18 protein-coding genes are annotated in these 21,443 nt (G+C 70.6%); 9 read left to right on the top strand and 9 right to left on the bottom strand.

The features are described from left to right. Nucleotides 1-51 precede the first annotated feature (51 nt). From FSW06_RS02705 to FSW06_RS02690, 4 genes are all read right to left on the bottom strand, one after another. Complete coding sequence (locus tag FSW06_RS02705; RefSeq protein ID WP_010118607.1) at nt 52-657, bottom strand: hypothetical protein; 606 nt, start codon at nt 655-657, stop codon at nt 52-54. 48 nt (nt 658-705) lie between these two features. Beyond that, complete coding sequence (locus FSW06_RS02700) at nt 706-1,470, bottom strand: glycoside hydrolase family 25 protein (RefSeq protein ID WP_010118608.1); 765 nt, start codon at nt 1,468-1,470, stop codon at nt 706-708. Between the two features lie 70 nt (nt 1,471-1,540). After that, a complete protein-coding gene (locus tag FSW06_RS02695; RefSeq protein WP_139024362.1) occupies nt 1,541-2,371 on the bottom strand; it encodes a class I SAM-dependent methyltransferase in 831 nt (276 codons plus the stop codon). A 10-nt stretch (nt 2,372-2,381) separates the two neighbouring features. Then, on the bottom strand, nt 2,382-3,431 hold the full coding sequence (locus tag FSW06_RS02690; RefSeq protein ID WP_010118612.1) for an alpha/beta fold hydrolase: 1,050 nt from the start codon (nt 3,429-3,431) through the stop codon (nt 2,382-2,384). Between FSW06_RS02690 and FSW06_RS02685 the strand changes: the two genes are divergently transcribed. The 5 genes from FSW06_RS02685 to FSW06_RS02665 all read left to right on the top strand — a co-directional run bounded on the left by FSW06_RS02685 (nt 3,396) and on the right by FSW06_RS02665 (nt 7,948). Beyond that, entirely contained in the window at nt 3,396-5,090 is a 1,695-nt protein-coding gene (locus FSW06_RS02685) for a penicillin-binding transpeptidase domain-containing protein (protein ID WP_029448752.1), read from the top strand. The two genes, FSW06_RS02690 and FSW06_RS02685, sit on opposite strands and share 36 nt — an antisense overlap. A gap of 5 nt (nt 5,091-5,095) precedes the next feature. Further along, nucleotides 5,096-5,650: an META domain-containing protein gene (locus FSW06_RS02680; RefSeq protein WP_083826984.1), complete on the top strand. Its 555-nt coding sequence runs from the start codon at nt 5,096-5,098 to the stop codon at nt 5,648-5,650. Further along, nucleotides 5,647-6,474, top strand: coding sequence for an HAD family hydrolase (locus FSW06_RS02675; RefSeq protein WP_010118618.1), 828 nt, complete (start codon nt 5,647-5,649; stop codon nt 6,472-6,474). The genes FSW06_RS02680 and FSW06_RS02675 overlap by 4 nt, the downstream gene beginning before the upstream one ends. A gap of 94 nt (nt 6,475-6,568) precedes the next feature. Further along, nucleotides 6,569-7,039 (top strand): META domain-containing protein, encoded by a 471-nt coding sequence (locus tag FSW06_RS02670; RefSeq protein WP_010118619.1) that lies wholly within the window; start codon nt 6,569-6,571, stop codon nt 7,037-7,039. 105 nt (nt 7,040-7,144) lie between these two features. After that, nucleotides 7,145-7,948, top strand: coding sequence for a hydroxymethylpyrimidine/phosphomethylpyrimidine kinase (locus tag FSW06_RS02665; RefSeq protein ID WP_010118620.1), 804 nt, complete (start codon nt 7,145-7,147; stop codon nt 7,946-7,948). 28 nt (nt 7,949-7,976) lie between these two features. Here FSW06_RS02665 and FSW06_RS02660 read toward each other — a convergent pair whose 3' ends face one another. From FSW06_RS02660 to FSW06_RS02650, 3 genes are all read right to left on the bottom strand, one after another. Then, nucleotides 7,977-9,707, bottom strand: coding sequence for a hypothetical protein (locus FSW06_RS02660; RefSeq protein ID WP_010118621.1), 1,731 nt, complete (start codon nt 9,705-9,707; stop codon nt 7,977-7,979). Nucleotides 9,708-9,774: 67 nt separating this feature from the next. Next, nucleotides 9,775-10,080, bottom strand: a complete 306-nt coding sequence (locus tag FSW06_RS14625; RefSeq protein WP_139024363.1) for a hypothetical protein — start codon at nt 10,078-10,080, stop codon at nt 9,775-9,777. A gap of 599 nt (nt 10,081-10,679) precedes the next feature. Beyond that, nucleotides 10,680-11,537 carry a DUF4261 domain-containing protein gene (locus tag FSW06_RS02650; RefSeq protein ID WP_010118623.1) on the bottom strand — a complete coding sequence of 286 codons (858 nt, stop codon included), beginning with the start codon at nt 11,535-11,537 and terminating at the stop codon, nt 10,680-10,682. Between the two features lie 58 nt (nt 11,538-11,595). On the opposite strand from FSW06_RS02650, the gene FSW06_RS02645 reads away from it, so the two are divergent. From FSW06_RS02645 to FSW06_RS02635, 3 genes are all read left to right on the top strand, one after another. Continuing rightward, on the top strand, nt 11,596-13,509 hold the full coding sequence (locus FSW06_RS02645; RefSeq protein WP_010118625.1) for an HSP90 family protein: 1,914 nt from the start codon (nt 11,596-11,598) through the stop codon (nt 13,507-13,509). A 132-nt stretch (nt 13,510-13,641) separates the two neighbouring features. After that, the gene (locus FSW06_RS02640) at nt 13,642-14,724 is read left to right on the top strand and encodes a type I restriction enzyme HsdR N-terminal domain-containing protein (RefSeq protein ID WP_010118628.1); all 1,083 of its coding nucleotides are present in this window, start codon (nt 13,642-13,644) and stop codon (nt 14,722-14,724) included. A 41-nt stretch (nt 14,725-14,765) separates the two neighbouring features. After that, nucleotides 14,766-17,627, top strand: coding sequence for a tetratricopeptide repeat protein (locus tag FSW06_RS02635; protein ID WP_010118630.1), 2,862 nt, complete (start codon nt 14,766-14,768; stop codon nt 17,625-17,627). A gap of 4 nt (nt 17,628-17,631) precedes the next feature. Here FSW06_RS02635 and FSW06_RS02630 read toward each other — a convergent pair whose 3' ends face one another. Further along, on the bottom strand, nt 17,632-18,936 hold the full coding sequence (locus FSW06_RS02630) for an exosome complex component (RefSeq protein ID WP_139024364.1): 1,305 nt from the start codon (nt 18,934-18,936) through the stop codon (nt 17,632-17,634). Between the two features lie 56 nt (nt 18,937-18,992). Here FSW06_RS02630 and FSW06_RS02625 point away from each other — a divergent pair, with 56 nt between their 5' ends. Next, complete coding sequence (locus FSW06_RS02625) at nt 18,993-19,781, top strand: hypothetical protein (RefSeq protein ID WP_010118633.1); 789 nt, start codon at nt 18,993-18,995, stop codon at nt 19,779-19,781. A gap of 49 nt (nt 19,782-19,830) precedes the next feature. On the opposite strand, the gene FSW06_RS02620 is transcribed toward FSW06_RS02625, so the two are convergent. Beyond that, nucleotides 19,831-21,342 (bottom strand): HNH endonuclease signature motif containing protein, encoded by a 1,512-nt coding sequence (locus FSW06_RS02620; RefSeq protein WP_010118634.1) that lies wholly within the window; start codon nt 21,340-21,342, stop codon nt 19,831-19,833. Between the last annotated feature and the right edge of the window lie 101 nt (nt 21,343-21,443).

Here is a 21,443-nt window from a genome sequence, read left to right as displayed (position 1 = left end):
CACCCCGGCCCGACCGGTCCCCCCGGCCTGCGCCCCCTGTTGCCGGACCTGCTACCGGACCCGCGCCGCCTCGATCCGGGTCGGTGCGGCGGAGGCGGTGACCCCGGCGCACAGGATCGCCGCGAGGGTGAGGATCGTGGTCCAGTCCTTGTCGAGCAGCCCGCCGAACAGGACGTAGAACACGGCGGCGGCGACGGTCAGCGCGACGATCGCCGCATTGAACAGGCCTTCATTGCCGGTCCCGGAGACCGGGACGTAGAGCAGGCCGGCGAGGACGCCGATGATGCCGGCGATGACCCCGGTGATCACCGCCTGCCCCGGCCCCTGGGCGGGATCCCCGGTGATCCGCGCGATGATCTGGTCGACGATGAGCACGATGGCGAAGGTGACCACCGCAGCGAGCACACCGAGCAGGACGAGGTTGACGGCGACCTTCTTCGGGTCGAACTTCCCGGCGAGCAGTGTCGGCCCGTTGTCCTGCTGCCGGTACTGGTCCTGGTACTGCTGCTGGTACTGCTCCTGATACTGGGGCTGCGGGTACCCGTCGCGGTAGTTCTGGTCGTAGCTGCGGTCGTAGCCCTGGCCGTACTCCTGCCGACGGTACTGACGGGTCTCGTCCTGACGCCCGTTGTTGTCGTAGGGGTAGTTGTTGCTCATCGGGGAACTTCGCTTTCGGTCGCATCGGGGATTCTCGACCCCTCGATGTTACCCGAGCATTCTGTCGAGACCCTGGGCGTCGCCGTTGAAGACGTTCTGGTCGACCGGGCCCTCGACGCCCGGGACCGTTCCGTCGGAGCCGGTCTGCCAGATCGTCCAGTTGTCCCAGCCGCCGGGCAGGTCCGGGGCGGAGCCGCCGTTGTAGTCGGCGATCCACAGCGGGTGGTCCGAGAATTCGGCGGTGTCCCCCATCGCGTCCCGCCAGAAGTTCGGGTACGTGTAGATCACCGCGTCCCGTCCGGTCCGCAGCTTGAGGACGTTGAGGTAGTCACGGACCCAGGACTGCAGCTGCTCCGGGGACAGTCCGCCGCTCTCCTCGAGGTCGAGGACGGGGGTCAGGGTCGGTGCCGGGGAACCGATGGTGGCGGTGGCGAAGGTGTTGGCTTGGGCGGCGGCGTCCCCGGGGGCGTCCGAGGGACGGGCGTAGTGGTAGCTGCCGCCGCGGATGCCGGTGGTCCGGGCGAGGTTGACGTCGCCGATCCAGTTCGGGTTGACGTAGTCGGTGCCTTCGGTGGCCTTCACGTACACGAAGCCGGTGCCGGCGCCACGGGCGGCGATCCAGTCGGAGACCGGGGACTCGTTGTGCTGGTGACTGGAGACGTCGATGCCGGCGACGGTGCCACCGCCGCCGCCGCCGAGGGAGCCGGCGGAGTCTTCGGCGGCCGCGGCGGGCAGTGTGGCGGCGGTGAGGCAGGCGGCGGTGGCGAGTGAGAGGACGGACAGGGCGGTGAGAGAGGTGGAGGTGGATCTCATGGCGGCGACGGTAGCAGACCCGTTACCGGATCGTGACCCTTTTTCCACAGAAAGGTAGCAGCAGTGCTGCTCAGGGGACGTGGATCAGCAACTCACCGTGCGGCATGACGAACGTCGCCGCCGGGTCCTCCGCCCATTCCATCCACCCTTCGGTGATGCGGTGGACCGTGTCACCAGCCGACCCGACGTCGGGCAGTCCGGCGAGCTGGGCACGGTAGTGCTCCTCTCCGGTCCGCCGGATCCAGCTGCCGGCCAGCCAGGCGGCGTCCCCGACACTGCGGGTGTACACCCAGGTCGAGCAGGAGAAGGTCAACTGCTCCGGTGTGCAGCCGGCGGCCAGCGCCCAGCCGACGAGGTGGCGGGCGGCATCCGGCTCGGCACCGTTGCGGTGGGCGATCTCCCGGTAGCGGGCCTGCCATTCCCGCAGCCCGGGCGGGGCGGGTGAGAAGAACATGCCCGCGTAGTCGGCGTCCCGCACCGCGATCACGCCGCCGGCGGCGGTCACCCGCAGCATCTCGGACAGGGCGGCCACCGGGTCGCTGAGATGCTGGAGCACCTGGTGGGCCACCACCACGTCGAACTCCCCGGCGCGGAACGGCAGCCGGTAGGCGTCCCCGGGGACGAACCGGGCGGCGATCCCGCGGGAGGTGGCGGCCGCACGGGCCTCACGCAACGGTTCCGGCGTGTTCTCCACCCCGGTCACCTGGGACGCCGCGCCGCCGAGACCGGCGATCATCGCCGCCAGGTCCAGTGTGATCGATCCGGGGCCGCAGCCGACGTCGAGGACCCGGGAGCCGGCGGTGAGATACGGGAGGACCACCGCCAGAGAGTCTGTGGCGGTCCGGGTGGCGTGGTTGGCGAGCACGGCGGCGCCGTGGCCGTGGGTGTAGGTGTCGGTCACACCGGCCACGTTAGCGCGCGAACAGCTCCGTGAGGTTCCGGTCGATCTGCGGCATGTAGGTCGCGCTGAGATTGAACAGGCCCAGGTGACCTGCGATCTCGTCGATGACGCGCAGTTCACTGCCGGGGACCAGGGCCTGCTCCGCGGCGCAGTCCCGGACCGGGAAGAACATGTCCTCGCTGAGGGGCATGACGAACATGGTGGCGGTGACCCGTCCGAGCGCGGCGGCGAGGTCGCCGTCGGTGTGGCGGGAGACGTCGCCGCGCTGCCACTTCCAGGCGTTGTTGAGCAGCGTGTTCGGGTCCATGGACATGAACAGCGGATCGAGGAAGTCGGCCAGGGCCGCCTCCTTCGACTCCAGCCCGAGCCCCCGCCAGGCCTCCTGCTTCCAGAACTCGGTGGAGAAGCCCATCGTCGCCCACAGATGCGACTGCCGGCGCAGCCCGTCGGCGACCTCGGTGTGCGAGGAGTACTCGCCGCCGTTGAATCCGGGGTCGGATTCGACGGCCTCGTTGAGGGTCTGGGTGAACAGGAAGTCGTGCGGGGTGTTCTTCGCGGTGCCGGCGATGGGGGCGGCGCGCTGCACCTTGTCGGGGAACCGGACGGCCCACTCGTAGGTCTGCTGGGCGCCCATCGACCCGCCGACGACGGCGAACAGGGTCTCGATGCCGAACTTCTCCCGCAGCAGCCGTTCCTGGGCGACGACGTCGTCGCCGATCCGCACGTGGGGGAACTTCGACATCGCGATGGAGTCGTCGGTGGTGTTGAACGGCGAGACCGACATGCCGTTGCCGATCTGGTTGATGCAGATCAGAAAGTATTTTTCCGGGTCGAGGGCGTGGCCGTCCCCGATGTAGTGCTCGAACCACGTGCCGTGGGTGCCCGAGTACCAGGTGGGGATGAGGATCGCGTTCGACCTGTCGGCGTTGAGCTCGCCGGCGGTGGCGTAGGCGAGCCAGCAGTCCTCGATCACCCCGCCGTCCTCGAGCTCGAGGCGTCCGATCGACGCGGTCTCGAAGGGGCCCTGCTCCTCGCCGGCTGCTCCGCCCCGTGGTCGCACTCCCCCACCGACAAGTTCCTCGATGCGGTCAACGACGGCGACTGGACCGCCGCGGCCGACCAGACCACCGATCCGGACGCCGCCGGCCGGTGGCTCGCCGACCTCGACGACTCGACCGGGGACACGACCCTGCACCTGTCCGCCGACGACGGCAGCACCACCGCGACGTGGACCGTCCCCGCCGGCGACGAGGTCACCACCGACGGCACCCTCACCACCGGTGACGGCGGCAAGGTCACCTGGACCCCGGCGGTGTTCTCCGACCAGCTCGGGGACTCCGACACGGTCACCTACGCCGACGACCGCACCTGGGATGTCCCGGTCACCGACATCCGCAACGCCTCCCAGATGTCCTGGACCCCGGTCACCGTCGTCTCGGCGACGAAGGAGGCCGATCTGCAGGCGGTGGCCGATGCGGTCCGCCCCGCGATCCCCGACTTCGACACGCAGGACGCAGCCTCCCAGATCAGGAATGCGGGCGACGGTGCCGTGACACTGTTCTCGCTGCGTCCCGAGGACGCCGGGAAGGTCGCCGACGCCCTCGCGGACATCCCCGGTGTCAGCACCCGCGAGGAAGGCCGCCTGCTGTCCGGCCGGGAGACCCGCTCCCCGCTCGACGGCGACCTGCGCGACTACTGGGACCAGCAGCTCGACAAGTCCGTCGGCTGGACTCTCGCCACCTCGGCCGGGGACGTGCTGGGGCACAAGGACCCGGGGACGACCGACCCGGTGCACACCACCATGGATCTCGGCGTCCAGGGTGCGGCACAGCGGGCCCTGGACGCGGAGCAGCGCCCGGCGGCGATCGTCGCCATCTCCCCCTCGACCGGCGGTGTGGTCGCCGCCGCCCAGAACGGCGCCGCCGACGACCAGGGCACCCCGGCGATGACCGGCCTGTTCCCGCCCGGCTCGACCTTCAAGACGGTCACCACCTCCGCCGCACTCGGCAAGGGCACCGTCCACCCCGACGACACGGTCGCCTGCCCCGCCAGCACCGAGGTTGACGGGCGCGTGATCCCCAACGACCACGACTTCGACCTCGGTGACGTCCCGATGCACACCGCCTTCGCGCAGTCCTGCAACACCACCCAGGCGATGATCTCCCGCGACCTGGACCCGGCCGACCTGAAGAACACCGCCGCCCGGCTGGGTCTCGGCGTGGACTTCACCGCACCCGGGATGACCAGTGTCACCGGCTCCGTGCCGGAGACCGGTCAGGGGGCGGCCCGGGTGGAGTCCGCCATCGGCCAGGGCCAGGTCGTCGCGTCCCCGTTCGGACTGGCTCTGATGGAGGCCTCCGTCGCCAACGGTGGCCGCATGGTCACCCCGTCGGTCATCCAGGGGCAGAAGACGACCTCCGACCAGCATCCCGACCCCCTCGATCCGACGGTGGTGGAGGAACTGCGGTCGATGATGCGGGAGACCGTCACCTCCGGCACCGCCCGGTCCCTGTCGGACATTCCCGGTCTGGGAGGCAAGACCGGCACGGCGGAGGTCGACGGCGGTGCGGCCCACGGCTGGTTCGTCGGCACGGTCGGCGACCTCGCCTTCTGCACCTTCATCGCCGGCGCGGATTCCTCCGAGCCCGCCGTCGACCTCTCCGGACGCTTCCTGCGCGACGGTGCGCTGTCGCAGTACACCGCGGGAGTGGCAGAGTAGGTGGCATGAACCGACGAACGATGCCGGCCTGCGTCGCCGCCGCGGTGCTGGCGCTCACCCTCGCCGCCTGCTCGAACTCCGAGCAGGACAGTACGCAGGACGCCACCGCCACGGCGTCCGGTCAGGCACCGACGACCGCCCCGGAGGAGACCACTGTGGCACCTGTCCCGTCTGAGTCGTCCCACCCCGGCCAGCCCGACCAGCCGGTCGTCCCCGCCGGTCCGGCGGCCTTCACCGGCACCTGGCACGACCCGGACGGCGGCGGTGCCCTCACCTTCGCCGACGACGGCACCGTGACCGGCACCGACGGGTGCAACAGCCTGCGATCCACCTGGACCCTCACCGACGGCGACGGTGGCGAGGGCTCCACCGCCACCGTCGAGGGCTTCATCAGCACCATGATGGCCTGCCCCGGCCCGTGGAGTGCCTGGCTGACATCCGCGAAGTCCTTCCACCATGACGGCGACCACCTCACCGTCCGGGCCGCCGTCAGGGACGGCGCGGACGCCGGCGCCGAGGGCGTCGAACTCGGCCGCCTCGAACCGGTGGAACCGGCGTGATCCCCCGCCTCATCGCCACCGACCTCGACCGCACCCTGCTCACCGGCGACGGGACCGTCAGTCCACGGACCCGGGCGGCACTCGACGCCGCCGCGGCAGCCGGAATCCCCGTGGTCCCCGCCACGGCCCGGAACCCGGTGGGACTGCAGCACCTGCAGCCGGAGACCGGCTTCCGGGACTGGGCGCTGTGCAGCAACGGCGCCTTCGGCGTGCACCTGTCCACCCGCGAACTCCTGTTCGCCGACGAACTCCCCGCCGGGATCATCGGCCGCTTCGTCCGCACCCTCGACCGGGCCGTGCCCGGCGTCCGGTATGCGGCGGTGCGGGACGCCGGGGAGCAGTTCGTCGCCCAGGAGGGATATGCCGAGCTGGCCACGTTCGCCGACCACAAACGCGACCCCGCGGCGATGCACGGCGAGTCACTGGCGACGGTGACCGGGGCGTCCGCCCTGAAACTCGTCTTCCGTCACGCGACGATCAGCAGCGCGGACCTCTACGACATCGCCCGCGGCCTGGTCGGCAGCGGGACACTCGACGGCGCGGACTTCGAGATGACGATGTCGGGGGCACCGTTCGTCGAGGTGATGGCGTCCGGCGTGTCCAAGGCCAGTGGGCTGGCACAGCTGTGCGCCCGGCTCGGGGTGCGGCAGTCCGAGGTCCTCGCCTTCGGTGACGGTCTCAATGACCGGGAGATGCTCGCCTGGGCCGGCCACGGTGTCGCCGTCGCCAACGCCGATGACGCAGTGAAGGACATCGCGGACGCCGTCACCGGGTCGAACGACGAGGACGGGGTGGCGCAGGTGCTGGAGCGGACGCTCGGCTGACCCGTTAACGAAGCCGGGGTGTGCGGCGTTCGAACAGGGTGAGAGGGCGGCCACCGCCGGTCGCCCCTGACCGCCATGAGGAGTGGCAGAGACCATGACACGTACACCACGCACCCGACTCACCCGCAGGATTCTCACCGGCGCCGCCGCCGTACTCACCGCGGCCGGTCTCGCCGGACTGCCCACCGCCGGCGCGGCGCCCGGCCTGCCCGACCTTCCGGCGTTGCCCGACGGGGCGACCTCGTCGCTGTCGTCGCTGCCCTCGCTGCCGGACGTCGATTTCGCCGGGCGGTGGGTCGATCTCTACCCGGGCGGTAGCGGTGAACTGACGTTTGACAACGGCCGGGTCTCCGGCACCGACGGCTGCAACGGCATCGGCTCGACCTACACGGTCACCGGCAATGTCGCGCATGTCGAACCGTTCATCTCCACCATGATGGCCTGCCCGGGCCAGAACCAGTGGCTCGGTGGGGTGAGCAGCATCGACCACTACGGTCTGCTCATGATCGTCCACGGGCATGACGGGCAGATCATCGGGGCGCTGCGTCCGGCATTGCCGGCATAACCGGTATAGCGAACGGCACCGCAGGTCGGGGGGTTATCCCCGTATCAGGTCAGAAGTCGGCCCTGCCGCGTTCAGGTTCCCCACCCGGTCGCCTAAGATTGCCCCATGACCACTCCCCCCATCGCATTCGTCATCGCCGGCTCCGAGGCCACCGGTGGCGCCGGTTTCCAGGTCGATCTCAAGACCTTCCAGCAGCTCGGCGTCTACGGCGTCGGTGCCCTGAGCTGCATCGTCGCCTTCGACCCGGCCAACGGATGGGCGCACCGCTTCCACCCGGTCGACCCGGAGATCATCGCCGAACAGTTCGAGGCCGCACTGGCCACCCACTCGCCCGAGGCCATGCACACCGCCAAGGTCGGCATGTTGGGCACCCCGGCCACCATCGACATCGTCGCGGCGAAGCTCGCCGAGCGTTCCTGGGAGAACCTTGTCGTCGACCCGGTGCTGATCTGCAAGGGCCAGGAGCCCGGGGCCGCACTCGACACCGACAATGCGCTGCGTGAGAAGATCCTGCCGCTGGCCACCGTCGTCACCCCGAACGTCTTCGAGTCCCAGACCCTGTCGGGGATGGACCGCATCGACACCGTCGAGGACCTCGAGGAGGCTGCCCGGCGTATCGGTGAGCATGTCCCCTACGTGCTGGCCAAGGGTGGCGTGGAGCTGCCCGGCGACCAGGCTGTCGACGTGCTGTGGGACGGTCACGAGATCACCCGCTTCACCGCCCCGAAGGTCGGCGAGCAGCGGGTGTCCGGTGCCGGGTGCACCGTCGCCGCGGCCGTCACCGCGGAGCTGGCCAAGGGCAATGACGTCGCCACCGCCGTCCACGTCGCCAAGGACTTCGTCACCCGCGGTATCGAGCACCGCGTGTCGGCGAACACCCCGTTCGACACGGTCTGGCAGGGCGCGTAAGCCGACCGTCAGAGATGGTCGGAGGCCGTCACCGGATGACCTTCTTCACCGTCCGCGGTTTCTTCCCGAGGAACTGCCGGCGGAAGTAGTCGGTGACCAGGTCCCGCGTCGAGGTCTTCGGTCCCGCCGCGAACGGTGATGCCCCGGGTTTCCTGTCGGTGCGTCCGGCCCCGGCCCTGCCGCCGGCCGGTCCCCCGATCCCGCCACCCATCGGGACGCCGCCACCGCGGGTTCCGGCACCTGCTCCACCACCGGCCGCGGTGCCGGACACCGGACCGGGGCCGCTGAGTCCACCGTGGATGCCGGATCCACCGTTACCGCCGTGCCCGCCGAACGGCCGCGCCCCTGCGCCGCCGGGAACTCCGGTCGCCCCGCCTGCCCCCGGTCCTCGTCCCACACCTGTCCCCTGCCCCGTGCCGGGTACCGCGCCGGTCCCGTTGACTGACCGGGGCAGCAGCGGCTGCACCACGGTCCCCCGCGGGGATCCGGTAGTGCCACGGCCCGCAGCCCCACCCAGTCCTGCGGCAGGCGTTGCAGGCCGTGCCGGCACGGCGGGCCCTGTCGTCGGCGGCATAGCAGCTGTACGCCCCGTCGGAGCGGCCCCGGCGGCTGTGGTCAGCGTGGGCCGACCGGTGGGCGGGACCAGTGCTGTTGCTGCGCGGTCTCCGGTCGTCGCGGCAGCCGGTGCGGGGACCGGACTTCCGGCGGGTGCGGTCGCGACCTGTCCCACCTGTCCGGCAGGTGCCGGTGACCCGGTGGGCGCCGCCGTCGGTGCGCCCGTCGCCCCCGCCGGATGCGACGCCGCGGTCAGTGGTGATGCTGCCGTGGTCTGGCCGGCGGCGGTCGCACCCCCGGCGACCTGTGTGGCAACCTCTTCTGACGGCAGGGTCGGGGTCGCTCCGGTGGTCAGGGTGTCGCCGCCGGTGTGTCCCACGACCTCCACACCGAGATTCGTCACGCGGGGGCGGGCGGTGTCCAGCGCGGGCTGGAGGTAGGAGGAGACGAAGGCGGCGACTTCTGCCTGGGTCTGGGTCTCCGCCGCGGCCAGGGCCGCCGGTGCGGAGGCCGCTGCCGCGGGGTTGGTGGCCCCGGCGGCGGCGATGGCGGCTTTGCGGGAATCAGCCTCCGCTTCGAGCGCGACCAGCTGGGCATGGGCGGAGGCCCGGATCGGGGCGAGCTCGGCCATCGCCGTTCCCATGGCGGTGGAGTTCATCGCGATGACCGTGCCCTGTTTCGCAACCTCGGCGATGGTTTTCTGGGCCGCGTCGAAGGCCTCTCCCTCGGTCGTCGCGGCGAGGAGTGAACCCGCGGAGGTCAGCGCATCGACCACCCCGGTCATGCGGGTCCCGGCTTCGGTCCAGGCGTCCGCGGCGGCGATGACGGCTCCGTCGGACCCGGCGAACATCGCTGTGAGTGCGGACAGTGGAGTTGTCGCTTCGGTCGCGGCGACCGGTGCCAGGTAGCCCAGATCGAGGATCGGGACGTGCGTCCTGTTCGGCAGGACGAATTTCCCGAGACCGTCCGGGAGTTCGATGAGTCCGGGTCCGGTGATGAAGCACTTCTCCGCCAGGTCCTCCTGTTTCGTCAGGGCATCGGCGAGCCTGGTCATCGATGTGTGGAGGAACTCGAGGTTCTTCGTGACTGCCTCTGTGGCGACCTGCAGCGACCCCGGATGTCCACCGAGGTAGGCGGCGTACTGACTGGCGACCGCACCGAGTGCCGGCGAGGTGGTGAAGCCGGCGATATCGACCGATGCCATCCCCGTTTCACCGAACTGAGTGGCAGCGTTACCAACCATGACGCTTACTTCCCGAACTGCCTCAAGATCAAATTTGAACAAGATCTCCCCCTAGTGTATTGAATACGATCTGAATAATTTTTCGAACATCCCTGCATTCGCCATAGTCGGCAATGGTGCCGAAATAGGCGAAGACTGCGCCGTGCTCAGAGAACGGGCGGCGCAAGCCAACACAACCGAACTGCTCGGCAATTGGCCCAGTTGCCAGGGTCTCTGTTCCACTTTCATCAGGGCCGCCGTCTAGTCGTTTGTCGGAAAGTATGCTGATCTCCGACAGCGAGCCCCAATAGAATTGGACCCCTCGCAGCCCTTTGTCGGCGAAGTCTCCCAGCACCGAGCATTGTCTGTACGAGTGGCCTGCAGATGGTTCCGCCCCTGCCCGCAACCCCAGCTCCACCATCCGGTCCACGACCCGCGGGTCGCAGACGTCCGGCAGGTCCCTCGCCGCTGGCCCCTTCGCCCGGTCACCGACCGGTGGTACCGCGACCGGGTCCCCGATGTAGCGCTGCGACGCCCACACGAGGTGGTCCAGCGGCCCCCACGGCTCCGTCCCGAACCACAGCCCGACATGCCCGGGCGGCGGCGGGATGCCGTCCTCGGTCACGGCTGCGGCGGCGTCGCCCGACTGTCCGGTCGCCCGGTCGTCCCTGTCACCGGCGCACCCGCTGACCAGCAGTGCGACTCCTGTCGTGGCGGCCGCGGTCGCCCTGACCGTCGGCCGGTACCGGCCGGGTCGTCTCCCACGGCCGATCATCCCTGGTTCCCCATGTCTTTCCCCTCAGTGTTCCTCTCCCCTGGCGTCCGCCGCTGCCGGCGTCCGCGCCCCCGCATCCCGTGGCAGGGGTGAGATGAACAGTAGCCCGGCCGCCCCCACCGCAACACCCCCGTGCAACGGTCCCCAATTCCGGCCCCGGCCGCGCCCCCGCGGCGGTCTCACATGTCGATACGGAACGCCGGAACAGACTGGTCGACGACCCAGGCGTCCGCGTGGATGGTGAACCTCTCCCGCTCGCTGCGTCCGGTGGTCTCCCCGTCGGCGAAGCTGCCGCCGTCGAGCACGAGGTAGGCGGCGACGTCCATGAGGTAGAGGAACAGGTCCTCCGGCGGCATCGTCGAGTTCTCGACCTGCAGTTCCGGATGGCCCAGTGCCCACAGTCCGTAGGTGTAGCCGGACACGCCCGTCGGTCCGGGCTGCAGCCAGGCGGAGACCCACAGCGGCCACGGGGTGGCGCCGAATTCCCCGGCGGCCACCTGGTGCAGGAAGGTGGTGCCGAAGGTCGCTGCGGCGTCCCCGGAGTAGTAGCCGGCGATCCCCGGCATCCGGGTCAGTGCGACGACCATGAGGCCGTGGACCCGGCTGAACACCAGCTGCTGCTGGCGTCCCGGCAGGTCACGGACCTGGTCGGCGGTGCGTTCCTCGATCTCGGGGCGCACGGCGACGAGTACCTGGCCGGCGTGTGCGGCCACCCGCTCGCGCTCCTCGCCCTGGCAGTAGAGCTGGTGGGCGTTGTCGACGGCTTCGGAGCCGGGCACGGGCGCGTCGATGACGGTCAGCAGGGCGGAGATCCCGAACTTGCCGAGGCGGACGTCGATGATGCCGTCCTCCCCCTCGACGGGGGTCGCGGTGATGCCGAGTTCGTCGGCACCGGGGATGGTGGTCACGGCGCCGATGACGGCCTCGACCGTCGGCAGCTCGTCGTACAGCAGCGCCCCGAGCACGGGACGCGGGGAGAAGGGGTCCTCGGCGGACCAGGTGGGCGGATTCACGGTCGAGGGGTTCTCATCGGACATGGTGGCGAGGGTACCCCGACCGGCCGCGGCCCATTTCGGCCTGTGCGACAATCACCCCATGCCGACGGACAACGGGGACCCGCAGAATCAGCAGAATTTCCAGGTCGACCTGGGCGGGGTGGTCGACCTGCTCAGCCGTCACCTGTACTCGGGTCCGCGGGTGTACCTGCGGGAACTGCTGCAGAACGCGGTGGACGCCGTCGCCGCCCGGCGCGACATCGACCCGGATGACAGCGCGGATCACAGCACGGCGGATTCCGCCACCCCCGTCATCCGCATCCGGCCGCTGACCGAGGCCCACGGCACCGCGGACGCCCGCACCACCTTCACCCTCACCGACCCGGGCATTGGCCTGACCGCCGACGAGGCCCGGGATCTGCTCACCACCGTCGGCCGGACCTCGAAACGCGACGAGTTCGGACTGCAGCGGGAATGCCGGCTCGGCCAGTTCGGCATCGGCCTGCTGAGCTGCTTCATGGTCGCCGACGGCATCACGATGGTCTCCCGGTCGGCGCTGCCCGGCACCCGGGCGGTGCAGTGGACCGGCTTCGCCGACGGCACCTTCGAGCTGACCGAACTCACCGCCGCGCAGACCGACGCCCTGCCGGTGGGCACGACCACCCGCCTCACCCCACGCCCCGACGAGCGCATGCTGCTCACCGAGGACGCCGTCGTGGCGGTCGCCGGCGAATACGGCCGCTACCTGCCGGTCGACATTGTCGTGGAGGGGGTCAGGACCACGCACCTGACGCGGCGTCCGGTGTTCGCGGCGGGCGTGGACAAGCGCACCCGGCTGGCCGCCGGCCGGGAGCGGCTGGGCCGCTCCCCCTTCGACGTCATCGACCTGGCCGGCCCGGAGTTCCCCGGGCTGCAGGGCGTGGCCTACGTGCTGCCGCAGCCGCAGGCGCCGCACATGACCCGCAACCACAGTGTGTACGTCAACCGGATGCTCGTCGACCACGGCCCGTCGCCGCTGCTGCCGTCCTGGGCGTTCTTCGTCGAGTGCGAGATCAACTCCACGGACCTGTCGCCGACGGCCTCCCGCGAGGCACTGGTGGAGGACGCCGCCCTGCTCGACGTCCGCGACCACATCGCCGGCCGGATCCGGGCCTGGCTGCTGGAGCTGGGCCGGTCGAACCCGCAGCGGCTCCGCGAGTTCACCGCGGTCCACGACCTGGCGCTGCGCTCACTGTGCGTCTCGGACGCCGAGCTGGCGGCCACGGTGCTGCAGTTCCTCACCTTCGAGACCACGCAGGGCCGGCTGCCGGTGACCGACATCGTCGACATCGTGCGGGACTCCGGCCGGCCGCTGCAGATCGCCCGCGGACTCGACGATTTCCGGCAGATCGCCGCACTCACCCCGCCCGCGCCCGGCCCGGAAACCCCGCTGGTCATCAACGGCGGCTACGTCCACGACACGGAACTGGCCTGGCTGCTGCCGCGGCTCTACGACGACATCCGGTTGACGACCGCGGACCTGCGCGCCTCCCTGGACCTGCTGGCCGTACCGCCGTTGGAGCTTGCCGGGCGGACCACCGCCCTGGAGACGGCGGTCACCGGCGCACTGTCGGAGATGCAGGTCCGTGGGGCGGTCCGGGTCTTCGAACCGGCGGATGTCCCGGCGGTGTTCGTCACCGACCGGGCGGCCGGGGCACGACGCGACCGGTCGGACGCCCGGGACGAGGCCACCGGGCGGTGGGCGGACATCCTCGCCACCGTCGACCGGTCATTGACCGCGCAGCAGCCCGACGACGGAGCCGGCCCGCTGGCGGTGCTGTGCCTGAACTGGAATGCGCCACTGGTCCGGCAGCTCGCCGACGCCGGCGACACGACCGTGGTCTCCCGCACCGTCCGCCTGCTCTACGTCCAGGCCCTGCTCGCCGGACGCCGCCCGCTGGGGGAACAGGAGCGGGCGATGCTCACCGATTCACTGTCGGACCTGGTGGCGCTGTCACTAGACTTCACCGCATGACGATCTCGCGGAGCAGGTGACTCCCGGCCGGGGGTATCTGGAGCAACGGTAGCCCCATGTACGTCCCCCGGCACAAAGCAGGTAGATTCTTCAGGCATACATTATTGTCCGCGCAGGAGGGTCTACATCACCGTGAGCATCGACCAGGCCATCTACGACCTCGCCACCAAGGTCCGCGAGCTGAAGCCCATCATCGAGACCGAAGAAGCGACCAAGACCGCCTTCATCATCCCGTTCATCAGTACAGTCCTCGGCTACGACGTCACCGACCCCCGCGAAGTGATCCCCGAGTACACCGCTGACGTCGGAACCAAGAAGGGCGAAAAGGTCGACTTCGCGATCAAGTCCGGCGACGACTTCCGGTTCCTGATCGAGTGCAAGAAGATCGGCGAGCCGCTGAATCTGAACCATGCCAGCCAGCTGGTCCGCTACTTCAATCTCACCGACACCGAGTTCGCGATCCTGACCAACGGCGAGGTGTTCCAGTTCTACGCCCAGCTCGACGCCGCCAACCGCATGGACCAGCGGCCGTTCATGACGCTGGACCTCTCCTCGGTCGACGCCCGCCTGTTCCCCCACCTGGAGATGTGCACCAAGTCCCGGTTCGACTCCGAGACCATCGCAGCGAACGCCGAGGAACTGAAGTACGTCTCCGAGCTGCGCAAGAACATCGCTTCCGAGCTGAAGGAGCCCAGCTCGGACTTCGTGAAGCTGCTCGCTGCAAAGGTGACCTCCCGTCGGATGATAGCGGCGAACATGGAACTGTTCACCCGGTTGACCGCCACCGCCGCCAGCCAGTACCTGCGCGACGAAGCCAATCGCCGGCTGCGCTCGGCCCAAGATCTGGAGGAGCCGGAGACCCCGGCTGCGCCAGCCGCTGCGCAGGTGTCCGAGAGCTCGGAACCGGATACGCCCGGTGGCGGGGTCGTCACCACCGACGAGGAGCGCCAGGCCCACGACATCATCCGGGCGATCTGCTGCTCTGAGGTGCCCGCCACCGACATCACCATGCGTGACGCCAAGAGTTACTGCGCGATCCTGTTCCAGGACAACAACCGCAAGCCCATCGCCCGGCTGCTGTTCGACCGCAAGGTGCCGCGGATCATCACCTTCGACGCGGACAAGAACGAGACGCAACACGACCTCGAAGCTATCGAGGACATCTACAAGTACGCCGACGCGCTTCGGGAGCGCGTTCGTTCCTTGGCGGGGTAGAAAAGGATCGCCAGGGGCAGGCGCCCGGTATCCTCTCCCCCATGACCTCCCCCGACGGCCCCGCGATGACGCCCACCGACCTGCTCGACCGTGCCAACCACCTGCCGTTCAGTGAGGAGGAACGCGACGTCCTCCACGAGGCGCTGGCGCTGGCCCGGGAGACCGGCGACGAGGACACGGAGTACCGGGCGCGGCTGGCCCTGACCGCCAGCTACCGCAGCATCGACGACAGTCCCTCCTTCCTCACCCACTTCTCCGCCGCGGCGTCCATGCACGACCGTGACCCGCAGCGGTTCCCCGGTGAGAGCGACGGCAGCTACCCGCACCTGTTCTGGCAGTACAAGGAGGCTGTGGAGATCATCACCTCCTCGGTGTTCTTCTCGCGGGAGCAGGCGGCGGCGATCCTCGACCAGATGGACGAGCATTTCCGTGCCGCAGGTGTCCCGGCGACCGCCGTGGACATCGCCCGCCGCGAGGATGCGGTCCTGAACGGCGACCCGGCCACCGCGCTTGCCCTGCAGGCCCGGGTGGAGGCGGATGAGGAGGCCGGGGTGCGTGACCCGTTCGACGACTGCCCCACCTGCCGGTTGGCGGGCCGGATGTACCTCGACCTCGCCACCGGGGACACGGCCGCCGCCCGCGACAGTCTCATGGCGATCCTGCAGGCCGGTGACATCGGCTGCCGCAACGAGCCGGAGGGCGCGCTGGCCGGCTACATGCTCACGGCCCTGACCGAGGGCGACCCCGAGCTCGCCGCCTACGCCCAACGCACCAGCGCCTCGGTGAACCCCCGCCTGCTCTACCTCAGCACCGTCGGACGCCACCTCGAGTTCCTCGGGGTGACCGGCAACCATTCCCTCGGCCTGGGCATGCTCCAGCGCTACCAGAGGGACCTGCTCGACGATCCGCTGGACACCGACAGCCGGTTCCGGTTCCTCACCGGGGCCTGGGTGCTGCTCGCCGCGACCGACCGCGCCGGGTTCGGCGACGTCGCCGTCACCGGGTCGGGTGCGGCGGACCTGGCCCCGGTCTACGGCCCGGCCGGCGACGGTACTGACGGTGCCGACGGCGGAGACTACACTGTCGCCGCTCTCGCGGACCGCTGTGCCTCCGCCGCCGCCGACCTCGCCGCCCGCTACGACGAACGCAACGGCAACGACAACTACACCACCCGCCTCGCCACCGCCCGCGAGCACACCACCCTCGACATCCCGCTCGACCTGGGCTCGACGAACCTCCTGCTCAAGGCACAGACCGCGCCGGCGTCCCCGACAGAACCCACCGACGCCGACCGGGCCGACCGGTTCGCCCTCGCCCTGCACACCGGTGCCCGGCGGGACGCCGCGGTCTACGCCGACCCGGACCTCGATCTGCCGCCGGCGGCGAAGATCCGCCACCTCGACAACGTGCTGCGGTTCCGGCACCGTAGCGGCGACCGGGACGGGGCACAGCAGGTCCACGCCGCCTACCTCGCCGAACTCACTGCACAGGGACGGCCCGAGGCCGACTTCCTGTCCACCCTCACGGTCGGGGACTTCGTCGACATCCCCGCCGACCACCTCGACCGGTGGCGGGCGGAAATCGACCGGCTGACCCCGGGCAGTGATTCCTGGGCGGAACTGACCGGCCACCTCGTCGCCGCGCTCATGGTGGCGTCCGGCGGGGAGAGCGAGGAGGGGATCCTGCGGACCCGGGAACTCATCGCCCGGCTGCGGACGGCGGGCACCCTCGCCGCGCACGGCCTGGCAGCGGTGAACTGGTTCAGCATCCGGCTGTCCCTCGGCGAACTCGCCGATCCGCCCGCCGCGTACACCGCGCTGCGCGAGGAACTGACCTGGCCGACGACCGTGGCACTCGACATCCTCTTCGCCCAGGCCGCCGCCCGCGCCGGTGCCGAGGACGGTTTCCCGGTGGTCGACCGGCTGCTCGCCGACCTGATTCACCTGGGGATGCGCGAGGTCACTGCCCGGGTCGCCCAGGGCAGCGTGGATGCCCTGATCCGCTCGGGGCGGCGTCCGGAAGCGGTGGAACGGGCGCGGCTGGCGGTGCGGGAACTCGCCGCGGCCGGCTACCCCACCCGGGAGGCCGAACTGGCCCACGGCGAGGCACTGAACTACGCCGGCCGGTACGACGAGTGCCGCGAGGTGCTCGAACCGCTGCTCGTCCCCCGGCTGCAGCAGCGTGACGGGGAGTTCAGCGGCGCAGAGCTGGACGCCGCCCTGGCCCTCGGGCTGGCGCTGTCCACCCGCCCGGCGACCGCCGAACCGGCGGGCTGGGTACTGCTGCAGGTCCGGGACATCGCCCTGGACCAGGGTGAGGTCGGGTTGGCGGTCGCCGCGGTCAACGACTTCGCCGACCTGGCCGCCCGCACCGGGGACCATGCGGCGGTCGTCGACCAGTTGACCGCCACGCTGCCGGCGGCGATGACCCTGTCCGATGACCGGCAGGCCGAACTGCGGCTGCGCGACCGGGTGGCGGTGGCGCAGGCCGAGGCCGGGGACCCGGCCGCACTCGACACCCTGCAGGAGAACCTCGACCGGGCCCTCACCGTCAGTGACCAGGTGTACGTCCGCGAATCCTTCAACCGGGTGCTGTACACCTTCGGCCGGTTGGCGGAGGCGCTCGACGGCTGCCGGGAGATCGCCGCGGTCATGGTCGACCGCGGCGACCCGGACAATGCCGCCGCCCAGTTCAACCAGGGTGCCCGGTACGCGGTGTGGTCGGAGGACCTGCCGGCGGCGGTCGGGATGCTGGAACAGGCCGTCGCGGTGCCCGGGGTGGACCCCGGTGCGACGGCGACGTACTGCTCCACCCTGGCGGGCCTCCACGACGACCTCGGGCAGCCGGCGGAGGCCGCACGGTGGCGGGCGGAGGCCGAGCGCTACGCCGGGCTCACCGGCTAGCCGGCTAGCCGACCGGACGCAGCCAGGCCCCGGCGGCATCGTAGATCCCCGTCGCCGTGGGATCGTCGCTGATCTTCACGGTGACCTCCGCCCCGTCACCCCACAGATCCCGGTAGGTCAGGGAGACGTAGTCCCGGCCGTAGTCACCGGGGGCGTACCCGCCCCGGGTGCGGGCATCCAGCACCGCCCGGTCGAGCCCGGCGATGTCGAGATCACGGTAGAGCAGGCCCGTCGGTACATCGTCCCCGCCGGCGGACTCGACCCGCTGCCGGACGAACGTGCCCGGCGTCCAGTTGAGGTAGGCCCACCGGCCGCCCGACAGGTCGACCTGCGCCGAGTAGTCCGGGTACGGCGGGTTGCCGTCGACGGTGAACCCGGTCACCACGGTCGTATCGGGATCCTGCCCGGCGGCCTGCAGGGCGGACGCCCCGAGGCGGTGGTTGGCGCCGATGTCGTCCCGCCCGGCGATCACCGCGGGTTGCGAGCCGTCGCCCATCGCCTCGAAACTGAAGCTCGGGATGTTCTGATCGGCCAGCGGGTCGAGGCCGACGGTGATGACCGCTTCGCCCGAGTCCGCGACGACGTGCTCCCGGCCGGGGGTGTCGACGACGATGTCCCCGTCGGCCTTCCCGACCTCCAGGTCGATGACCGACAGCTTGTCGGCCACCGGCCGGGAGGACTCGAGCACGGCGTCCGCGGTCGCGTCGAGGTCCGCGGTGACCACGGCGGCGTCGAAGATGTTCTGCCGGTTCGAGGCGATGATCCCCGGCGACGGATCGTTCCACCCCCGGCCGCCCATGTTGTACATGTCGAAGGTGGCGCCGCGCTCATCGAGGTAGGTCACCCACACCTGGTTACCCTGGATGCGGACATCGTCGAGCCGCTGTGTGGAGCCGGGCGAGGCGTTTTCGACGGCGTGGAGCGTGTCCTCCCAGAGTTCCTGGAAACGGTGCTCCCCCGCCGCGGTCTCCCCGGCGGCGACGGGGTCCCCCGGGCTGCCGGTGCCGGTGCCGGCGACATCGTCGGTCAGGGTGCGGAACATCGGGACGAAGGACAGCAGGATGCCGCCGACGACGACGCCCACCACGGCCGCGGTGATGACGCCGGAGCGGGTGGATCCGGCACCGGGATGCTGCCCGGCGGCGTGCAGCAGCCACGGCAGTGCGGCGAGTTCGACGGCGGCGAGGGTGAAGCCGATGACCTGCCACGACCCGGCGGGGGCCGCGGGCGCGAGCATGGCGAGGATGACCGCGGTGACCGTGAAAAAGGCGGGCAGGGCCGGGGGAACTCCTCGTGAGCTGCTGTGCACCCCGTCAGTGTATGCCACGTCACAGCCGTGGCGCCGGTCACGGTACTCTTACCCTCATGACCGACCAGCGGGTCACCCGCCGCAGCCCCGTCCCCGCCGCCGTCACCAGCGTGGCGGTGGTCGCGGTCGTCGCTGTCATGGCCGCCCTGTCCGTCGGTGAGACGGTGCCGTGGGCCGTCACCGGGATACTCGGCGGGGTGCTGGTCGCCGCGCTGGTCGCGTGGACTGCGGCGCGGGAGATCGGGAAGCCCGAATCCGCGCCGGCCCCGCACCGGATGCATCCTGCGGCGACCGGCGCACAGGCCGCGGAAACACCGGCCGAGCGGGCGAGGGCGTTGTGGGCCGACGCCACCGACCGCCATGACCGGGTTCTCACCGAGTACAGCGAATGGGAACTGGACCCCCGGATGCTGCTGTCGTATCCGGCACTGTGGAACTACGCGCTGCCGGAGACGCAGGAGTTCTTCACCGCGATGGAGCGCTGCAGCCGGTTGCGCACCGGCGATATCCCGGGTGGGCCGAAGAACCCGCATCCCGGGGCCGTCGAGGACTATGACGCGGCGACCAGGCGCCTGCTGGCGGCCTGGCGCGTCGCGGAGCAGAACGCGCGCCGCACCGGCCACGACAGGCTCAGCGCCCCGCTGGCGAAGGACGCCGACCGTGCCCTCAAACTGCTCAGCCATGCCGACGGCGCCGCCACGGAGGCCGAGGAGGCCTCCTACCTGTCGCAGGCCTCGACACTGCTGCACCGGCTCACCGAACGCGGGGTGATCCCGCCGCGGACGAAGGCGGAGTCCGCGCTGGAGGTGCGCAGGGCCCGGGCGCTGGAGGCAGGGCACGGCTGATCGCCGGCACAGCGGCCGGTGGTTCTGCCGGGGGGTAGGTCACAGCCGGTCAGGCCGCCTGCGACGGGGACACCGGTCCGGACGCCACGGTCGTCACCGCCACTTCCGCCGGTCCCTTCCATGCGAGGGTGACGCCGTTGTCCGGGGTGCAGACCTGCCAGACCTTCTTCGTCTTCAACGCATGGTGGGTCCGGCACAGGCAGGCGCAGTTGGAGATGTCCGTCGGTCCGTGACTGGTCGGGTCGGTGAACGGCGAGTTGACGATGTGGTCGAGTTCGCACCGGTCGGCCGGGACCTGACAGCCGGGGAACCGGCACCGGACATCCCGGCCGATGACCGCCGCCCGTTGCCGGGTGGTGAACCGGTAGCAGGAGGTGTCCCTGATCTCGTCGAGGGCGGGAAGCTTCCGGACCAGGTCGGCTGTCTCGGCCAGTGCGGCCGTGGTCGCCGGGGAGACCCAGCCGGTGCCGATGATGTACCCGGCACGGCCGGTGGGGCCGGTGGGTGCCGTGGGTGCCGTGGTGGCCGTGGGGCCTGCCGGGTCGTTGCCGGTGGGCTCATGATCAGGCTCGGGGCCGGGCCCGGGGCCGCCGTTGTCCGGCCGGGGCTCGGGACCGCCTGCCGGGGTGTAGACGTTGACGGTGACCTTCAGCTGGCTCCGACGGCCACCGAGGATACCGAGCACGGCCTCACCCCGGCACCGGGCCATCCCCGGAGGGGGCAGCGGCTCGGCCCTGGTCGGCATCGACTCCTCATCGGCAACGCTGGCATCGTCACCGTCGGCATCGGCGGCATCGGCGGCATCGCCGTCACTGCCGGCACGCCGGGCGAGGACCTCGGTGACGGTCTGCCGGGCCGCCGCCATCTCGGGAGAGTCCTCCTCCCGGTCTTCCCCGGTGGCGTCCTGCCCGGTCAGGTCGTCCCGCCGTGCCTCCTGTTCGGCGATCAGTTCCTTGCGGACGGCCAGCGCCGCATCGCTGACGGTCTCCCACAGGCCGGCGGCCACCATCGGGTCCCCGCACTCCAGGATCAGTCGGGTGTCCTTCTTCCTCAGCTCCACGGACCTGGCCTCGGTGGCCTCGGTCTCGGCGACGGGGATCTCGGCCACGTGGACGAGCGTCGCATCGGTGACGTCGGAGACCGCCGGGATCCCGACACTGTGGCCCGGGTCCGCGACCCAGTCGAGGACCGCCTCGGCGACCTGCGTGTCGACTTCGGCAGGCATCTCCCGGCCCGCCCGGGCGAGAGCACGGGCATGCCGGTTGATCCTGTTCCAGATCGCCTCGAGGTGTTCCACGGAATAGCGCGTATCGGCGACCATAGTGTCGAACAGTGCCGGCATCCGCACCGCGAGGTCCGCGGCATGGGCGTACATCCGGCACTCGCGGGGGCCGCGACGGCGGACCGCCTGCGCCACGGAGAGCTGTGCATCAGACGGGACGGTCGTGAGGAAACTGACGAGGTGCAGTTCGGCACGGTTGACCGGCCCGGCGAGTTCCGCCGACAGCGCGTTGTAGGATATTCCGCCGTCGTCGGGCCCGGTGGGCGGTGTGGTGGTCATGGTCCCCTCCTGTCTGTGACACCGGTTGTTCCCGGTTGTTCCCCGGTGTGGTGCACTGTCCTCGAGGATACCCGGATTCGAACAGGAAACAATACATATGT

It is taken from the genome of Corynebacterium nuruki S6-4 (genome assembly GCF_007970465.1).
Taxonomy (GTDB): Bacteria; Actinomycetota; Actinomycetes; order Mycobacteriales; family Mycobacteriaceae; genus Corynebacterium; species Corynebacterium nuruki.
This window is presented reverse-complemented; position numbering and strand designations above follow the sequence as displayed.

Bases quoted from the DNA above. Each gene is read 5' to 3' on its own strand.
- FSW06_RS02705 (WP_010118607.1), bottom strand. From the start codon at position 657: ATGAGCAACAACTACCCCTACGACAACAACGGGCGTCAGGACGAGACC.
- FSW06_RS02670 (WP_010118619.1), top strand. From the start codon at position 6,569: ATGACACGTACACCACGCACCCGACTCACCCGCAGGATTCTCACCGGC.
- FSW06_RS02665 (WP_010118620.1), top strand. From the start codon at position 7,145: ATGACCACTCCCCCCATCGCATTCGTCATCGCCGGCTCCGAGGCCACC.
- FSW06_RS02680 (WP_083826984.1), top strand. From the start codon at position 5,096: ATGAACCGACGAACGATGCCGGCCTGCGTCGCCGCCGCGGTGCTGGCG.
- FSW06_RS02645 (WP_010118625.1), top strand. From the start codon at position 11,596: ATGCCGACGGACAACGGGGACCCGCAGAATCAGCAGAATTTCCAGGTC.
- FSW06_RS02620 (WP_010118634.1), bottom strand. From the start codon at position 21,342: ATGACCACCACACCGCCCACCGGGCCCGACGACGGCGGAATATCCTAC.
- FSW06_RS02625 (WP_010118633.1), top strand. From the start codon at position 18,993: ATGACCGACCAGCGGGTCACCCGCCGCAGCCCCGTCCCCGCCGCCGTC.
- FSW06_RS02660 (WP_010118621.1), bottom strand. From the start codon at position 9,707: ATGGCATCGGTCGATATCGCCGGCTTCACCACCTCGCCGGCACTCGGT.
- FSW06_RS02700 (WP_010118608.1), bottom strand. From the start codon at position 1,470: ATGAGATCCACCTCCACCTCTCTCACCGCCCTGTCCGTCCTCTCACTC.
- FSW06_RS02650 (WP_010118623.1), bottom strand. From the start codon at position 11,537: ATGTCCGATGAGAACCCCTCGACCGTGAATCCGCCCACCTGGTCCGCC.
- FSW06_RS02635 (WP_010118630.1), top strand. From the start codon at position 14,766: ATGACCTCCCCCGACGGCCCCGCGATGACGCCCACCGACCTGCTCGAC.